This window comes from Paenisporosarcina sp. P4_E4_2, assembly GCF_056401595.1.
The window spans coordinates 1-7,795 of sequence record NZ_JBFUJC010000141.1; the positions used below are offsets into that span (position 1 = coordinate 1).

The 7,795-nt window shown below is 32.5% G+C and carries 3 protein-coding genes and 1 pseudogene; 2 read left to right on the top strand and 2 right to left on the bottom strand.

Going from position 1 to position 7,795, the window contains the following annotated elements; all coding sequences use genetic code 11:
• Positions 1-4,172 (bottom strand): NACHT domain-containing protein (locus AC1DSB_RS11005; protein WP_477586723.1); only part of this gene is annotated, 4,172 nt, incomplete at its 3' end.
• A 129-nt stretch (positions 4,173-4,301) separates the two neighbouring features.
• A complete protein-coding gene (locus tag AC1DSB_RS11010; protein WP_477586724.1) occupies positions 4,302-5,387 on the bottom strand; it encodes a hypothetical protein in 1,086 nt (361 codons plus the stop codon).
• Positions 5,388-6,104: 717 nt separating this feature from the next.
• Here AC1DSB_RS11010 and AC1DSB_RS11015 point away from each other — a divergent pair.
• Positions 6,105-6,304 (top strand): annotated as a pseudogene (locus tag AC1DSB_RS11015) (helix-turn-helix domain-containing protein); the annotation flags it as partial.
• A 359-nt stretch (positions 6,305-6,663) separates the two neighbouring features.
• Positions 6,664-7,795: ATP-binding protein (locus AC1DSB_RS11020; protein ID WP_477586725.1), on the top strand; the 1,132-nt coding region annotated here is incomplete at its 3' end.

A 7,795-nucleotide genomic window follows, 5' to 3' on the forward strand; every position in this document is an offset into this window, starting at 1 on the left:
GGATAATCTTCGATTGCCAATATGCTTAATTCCTCCCATAAAACAAGCGGGTCCTTTTCGTGTCTAGAAAATCTACTTAATATCTCATCACCTAGAATATTTTTTATATATACCCAATTGTTTAGTACGTGTTCTAAAAAAGGAATATTCTTATGCAATACTGTCGTAAAAGGAACAAAACTCGTCTTATCTCCACCTATTCTTTCCCTTGCATTAATAAAAATATCTAATCGGTCTAAGGTTACCAGTCCACAAAAAGCAGCCTGTCTTCGGGATTCGTAATCATAGCCATAACACACAACTGTATTAGTTAAAGCATCAATTACTTTTGTAGATTCTAAACTATTATATTTTATATGTTTATGAAAGCTTATTGAACTTTCTGCCTTTACTATCGGATTAACTTCATGGTCATATAATTCCAATAAAGAAATATTGAAATCATTGTAATCTATACCTTCGCCAAGTCTTTGAGCAATTATTTGTCTTAATTGAGCTGGTATCGGAAACGCAATCCTAAGCAGATAATCTCTTATTTTTTTGTCATCCCCATAATTTCTAGCAATTATTTCATAAAGAGCGTCACGTTTTAAAACTTCTTGTTTTGCAAGTTCCATAACCCGTGGTTCATCTGAATAATTTTGTAGTAAATAACTAACTGCAGCTCTATTGTTATTATATAAATTATGATCATTAAATTCTGTGTGTTTGACAAGGCTAATTAGATGTTCCAGTATTTCATTCTTGAAAGAATGGTCTAAAACCCTGTCTGCTCCTATTAATAAAAAATCAAGACGAATAAGCTCGGGGTCTTTTAACAATTCAATAATTCTTTTTTGTGCAGAAGATTTGTCATCAATAATTGTTGCAATTAAATGACTGATTAGCGATAAATTCTTAGCGGATTCATTAACAATTCCACTGAGAGTGGTGGCAACTTGTTCATCTTTCATACCCCATCCTTCAATTAGTGCATTAGCCGCCCAATGGGGAACATTAGATGTTTTTACTTTTTCTAATAAAATATTCTTTGATGTCTTAGTACAACCAACAAGCGCAGCACCGACTAAATTCATATCATCGTGTTGCCCTTTAAGAAGCCAATCATCTATGGCATCAATTATTAAACTATTATCATGATACTTTTCTTTTATTAATTTCCACACTTCGGATCGGATCAATAAAAAAGGGTAGGTTTCTTCTCTTATTTCTTTTAGACAAAACTGTATAACATCTTCCTCATCTGAAAAGTCATTAAGAAGAACCTTTATTGCTATTTCATAATCTAGCTCTTCAATATTAGGCTTCCTCATTACAGCACTAAGGCAAGCTGATTTCACATCTTTATTTTTTGACCATCCTTTTAATAATAGCTCCCAAATTTCATCTTTAAAATGATAGTTCAATCCTGAATTTCTCATGCCTAATTTTAGCAACTCCAGTAAATCCTCACTGCTCTGAATATTATTTAAAACATTTGATTTTATTGCAGTTAGTCTTAATTCGGGACTTATTGAGTTTCTAGCATTAATTAAAATATAGTTTAATTCATGATGTTTTGACCAACCATATATTAAACCCTCTAATATTAATGCCTTTGTCATTGAATCTCTAGGTCCTTTTACAATACTAACTAAATAATCACCTAACGCTTGATCCCCTTTATTCTTTTTAATTAGAGCATTAACAGCTGCACGCTTATTGTCAAATTCCTCATCGAATAGTCCCCTTTTAAAATAATGCGTTAAAGTGTTATCCGAATCATTCCAATCACTCATTGCATCAATAAGACCTTCCCTCCAATTTGTACGGCTAGGAAACCATTCACTAATCTTATTCTTTACTAATTCTTTTAGGCTTGACGATTTTAAACCATCTATTACTATTTTTAGAACCCTTTCACGATGAGGCAACCAATGCCCTAGTTCAACTTCGTTAAATGCATTTTCACAATATTGTTTAGCTAATAAAACTGGCATATTGTAAGGGCCGAAAGTGGCTTCATATACTAAAAGGTTAATGTTTAGCTTTTCAGCTTTGCTAACCTCTTTAGTATCAATACTTTGTATATATTGTCGAATATCTTCTGAACGATTATTAATATGAAATAGTCCTAGTATAACTTCATACCATTGTGGATTTGTGCAATTGTTTTGAATTACTTGTATTTGCTTTTCCTTATTATTAGTATAAAGAAAAAAAGAAGCTAAAAATTCTTGAAATGCTCGATGAAAAAAACCAATTTCATTTGGGGACTTGCTCACAAGTAATCCCAAATTCCCTTCACCAAGGGATAAAATTGCATTACTAATTCTGTAAGCATCTTTCTTTTCTAATCCAAAACCGATATCCTCATCTCTTAGAAATGATTCTATTTGGAGAATTGCTTCATTATTAGTAATGATACCTTCACTATGTTTCTCATGAATGATAAAAGCAAGAAAAGACATTACTCTCTTAATTTCATCATCGTTAAGTTCGAGCGGATTAACTTCAAATCCTGCAGCTGCAATCCTTCTTTGTGGGTGTGTAGAAATAAAGAGCTCAATTAATTTTTCGTATGCTTTAAATCTATTCTGTGGTAGCCTTGCATCATGGATTTTTAATAGAATTAAAAGTGAAAGTAATAATGGAATCTTTGCAAGTTCACGTAAATCTGACGACTTCTCAAGTTGACTTATAAAATCCTCAATTGCCATATTTGTTCTCCGTAAAATTTCATCTTTCACAACATTTTGCTGACTATTATTTTGGTACCAAAGGGTAAACCAAATACTCAGTAATTTCCTTTGTTGGATATTTGAAAAATCACTTAACTCACATATATCCCAATCTGTTGAACCAATTCCTACTCTTTCAAAACCATGTGGACGACTTGTCAGAATTACAGGGATATCACGTTGCTGTGCAAATACTTTTAATCTATCTAAGGCTAACCTCGCAGATGATTCAGTGGTCCATTCATCCAAACCATCGACCAGCAATAAAAGTCGATTATCTTCCAGAGCACGTTCAACAAGTGGCCAAAGCCTCTCTTCATCCCAACTTTTTAACCATCCCTTTAAAACATCCTTTATAGAACAAGTTCCTGCTGGGGACTCGGAAATGTATTTTGTCCATAAAGCAAAAGGAAGCCAAACCGGTAAATAAAGGCCCCATTTCTTTGAAAGAAGGCTTAATTGAGGGGATTCGCCTAACAGGTCAATGGCTATAAATCTTAACAGTGAACTCTTGCCACTTCCTGGTCCTCCTAAGATAATGTTACGATTACCATTACTAGACAACCAAACATCAAGATCTTGACGATGTTGATAAGTAGTTATTTTTTTTGATATTGTCGAAGACGATCTATGCTCTTCAATCGACAAATCAAAATTTGGTAACTTCATATTTTGTTCAATATTTTGAGAATCACCACTTAATTGAAAGGTTCGTTTATCAATAACGTCCGGTATAACAAACCTATCTTCTAGACTTATGGAGCTCATATTTATCTGGGTTGCGGCTGGTAACCCTGGATCATGTGTTTGAAATACCCTTTTATAAAACATCCTCATTTGATTTCTGAATTCAGATACATGATTACTATCTAATCTTGAACCTAATTCTTTAGATTTCTCTATTCCACAAAATGCATCTACCCAAGCCCTACCAAAGAAATCATCCACCAACTCCGGATATAGTTTAAGTTTAATAGATAAAGTTTCCTTGTCCCAAGGAATAAAATTGATTCCGTGTTTTTGTAAAACTTTCTCTTGATTCACAATTTCATCTGCACGATCTGTTGGTATCATACTTTCTGATGTACATAAAACAAATGTGTCAGTCTTATCTACCCAATCACCTTCAAGAAATTTTTCTACAGCTGCTTTTATTTGTGAAGGACCAAAAACCTTAACTCTCTTACATTGATAAACTGAATACTTTTTTCCAAGTTTCCTTGCATATAAATCAATTCCTTTTTGATCTTGGCCACGTGTGCCATAAAGTTGACAATATTCCACTTTTTCCTCTAATCTAACTAACCGTAAGCAAAGTCTTTCGAAGTCTTCCCAGGCTAACTCTTCAAATGGGAGTTCTTGGTATTTTGTTTCAATTGGAAGTTTAATAATTGTCTTGGGTGGGGTTTCAAGCCAAGTTGGAATAAAATTGTTTTTCTGTTCGGTTGTCATAGTTTTAACATTCCCCTCTAAAATTGTAATCACATAGTATCTGAAATGTTATAAATTTTAAATCTAATCGCAGGGAGATTTCTTATTTTTCTTTAACTCAATTAGGCAAACTACCACTGCACTGATAATTTAGTTTAATCTGTTGTATTTAATTAAGGCTTCCTTAACTAATACGTCTAATGCACCAGGAAATAATATTTTAGATGCATTGAGTCTGGCGAAGATGGGTAGATTTGAACCTTTAAAATTTAATTGACCATTTTCGTATGTTATCTGAACGGCATTTGTTTTTGAAAATGCATCTAATGATAATTTCCTTTCAGCGTTAGGGTTATGAAAAATGAATACACCATCAGATAATTCCTCTGGGTTCTTTTCGCTCACCATCTGTAATTTATAATGAGGAGCTTCAAAGTCATGACATATATTTAATACTGTTTGAATATTATTAGACGCATCGACACTCTTAGAAATTGCTAGTGAAGTAAGCTTACCGATAGTAATGGTGCAAGAGAATACTACAGCTGAAATATTTTTATATTTTGGGTCTAAAAATAAGCCAATTGGTATCTTTGAACCAGTATCCGTTTTAGTAATGTAATCCTTTTTCTCATATGAATCTTGCCTCGAATTAAAATACCATCCATATAATAATGCCAATAGTGGATAATAGAACTCTCTTCCGTAATTTACTTGATCAAATGATCCCAGAGCAATAACAAATGGAACATCAACTTTTATCCATTTACAGGTCGTGTAATCTACTAAATGCTTTTTGTGTTTAGTATTAATTGCATTGGAATGTCGTATTATAGACTCATTTATATAATCTTCAAAATCATCTTGTAGATAAGGGGGCGTTAGGGAACTTAATATATCTTCTAAATTTCTATCAGACTCTGGTCTGCCAATTGAAATTACAGCTTCAATATTAATTGGTTGTGGGCTAGTAATAATGAAATCAGGTCTGTTATAAGTTTGCTCAAGTATAAATCCTGCTTCCTTAAAAAAAGCAAATAAGAAAAATTCCCATAAACTTGAATGGAATGTTGTTTGAAACTCTTTAAGGATTTTATTATCTCTGTCTATAAATCCTTCTGTCCATCCCGAGAGGATTTTTCGTGGTTGAGAAAGCATCTCATGATCTCTTAATAAAATAAATTTTGGATGTAGCTGTTCATCAGTCAAATCTAGGTTTTTTTCAAACAAATTCAATACCATAACAAACCTACTTTCTATTAAAATTAACATAGACTCAACTAAAAACATTAAATAATTACAATGTTCAATAAATTTCGTTTAAATTCACATCATAAACACTCGTTCAAATAACGATTTTTATATTCCACTATGTATTAATCCCTTTATAGGTGTTATGTCTATTCTCTATCTTCAATTTCCCTTTTAACTATCTTTGTCCTGTTTGACCGATAATGAAGATAACGATAAAAGATAACTAATACATTGAATTATCTCTCCTTCACTTCCAATATTAACCTAACTTAGTCGGTAAAGGAATCACTCTTCAACTAATCTGCCCCGTTAGTACAATAAATACAACAAAAAGGAAGTTAATCCCTTTTTGAATCAACGTCCCCGTTATTTCAAGGGAAATATTCCATAGGCTCTGAACAATGAACGTAACCATTGTTTTTGTTTAATCTGTGTTATGTCATTGTCTTACAATGTTCTCAATAACAGATGTCTACTTAAACTAACCTCCCCATTTAGTTTAAGTAGAAGCCATCACAACGTTATATTTATTTTTAAATAAATATCCAATTAATCATTTGATTATGAATTGGTGAATGATAAACGGGTATGTAACAAAACTTTCCAACCGATTTGGAATACCTTTTATAAACAATTTTTAGGATTGTGCCCTTTATTTGGGAACACTCCTTTTTTTTCTACTAAACGTTTAAGTAGGCAGTTCTTGAAGAACGTTCTGCAGCTGGACGAGTAGTAGCTAAAGCGCGAGGCCTCTTGGCGGACGTCCAGAGAAATACGGAGAGAAAGATATAGAAATGATGAAAGCTCTTATTGATGGAGGCACCCCAATTAAGGATGTGGCAGAAAGATGGGGCGTTTCTCGAACTACCATTTATCGCTATTTGGATCGTAAATTATAGATCTCACTTTCTAAAAATCAAGCATAAATTTGTTTCTATTAGACACGACTCAAATAAAGAATAATTCGTAAACGGCAACGTGAAGAATTGTTTTGGCTCTGGTTACGACGATGCAATAAATTGGTGTGGAAAAACGACTTTATATTAACTAGTCAGGTAGTACGTAGAGTCCTTATAGTTTTAACTATATAATAGAAGAAACTCAATATTTAATTCTATGAAAGGTAAAATAACGCTAGCTCCGGAGGGATGGAAATAAAATTACATAAATAACATTTCAAAAATTTAAAGGTTTATTCTTAATTTAATAGAATTATTATATGGGGTAACCAATAATTTACAGAGGAGAATAATGTTATATGCAACTTAAGTCTTTAAAATTGAGAAACTTTAGGGGTTATAAAGAAGAGATTCAAATAGATTTTGAAAATTTAACAGCATTTATAGGGAAGAATGATGCCGGAAAATCTACAGTATTAGAAGCTTTAGAAATATTCTTTAATAACTCAGTCGTAACATGTGATAGAGAAGATCTGAGTGTTAGTTCAGTAGATCCAAATATCGAGATAACTTGTATTTTTAATAATTTACCTACTGAAATCACTATTGATAGTACTTCTACCACAACACTAGGGAATGAGTATTTACTTAATCTTAATAATGAATTAGAAATTAAAAAAACGTATAGAGCTACGGCTGCTAAACCTAAAGCAATAACTTCTATAATTTGTAATCACCCTAACAAAGAAGGTTACAATAATTTATTAGAACTAAAGCAAACGCAATTACGAGCACTGGCCACCTCTTTAAATATTTCTCCAGAAGATTATAACCGCAGTAGTAATCCAAGTATTAGAAGTATTATTTGGAGTACTACTGATAATTTAGAGCTTACTTTACGTGAAATTCAAGTTGACAAGGAGGATTCAAAAAAACTATACGAATCATTGGAAAAATATCTACCTATCTATTCTTTATTTCAATCTGATCGCTCTAGTAAAGATGATGATAAAGAAGTTACCGATCCTATGAAACTAGCGATACAACAGGCATTGGGAGAATTAAATGGTGAAATAGAAAAGATTAAAATGGAAGTAAGACAAAAAGCACTAGAAACAGCCAATAGAACGCTCGAAAAACTGAAGGAAATGGATAATGATTTAGCTTCATCATTAATACCTGATTTTAAATCCGAACCCAAATTTGATTCTCTATTTAAATTAAGTATTACTTCCGATGATGGTATCCCCATTAATAAACGTGGAAGTGGTGTACGACGATTAATTCTTCTGAATTTCTTTAGAGCCGAGGTGGAAAGAAAACTTGCCGAGAGCTCATCACAAAATATTATCTATGCTTTTGAAGAACCTGAAACATCACAACWTCCTAAACACCAAGAGATGTTAATGAATGCTTTTATGGAACTAGCCTATAATACTAATTCACAAGTTATTTTAACTACACATACTCCTGCACTAGCAGGCCTATTAC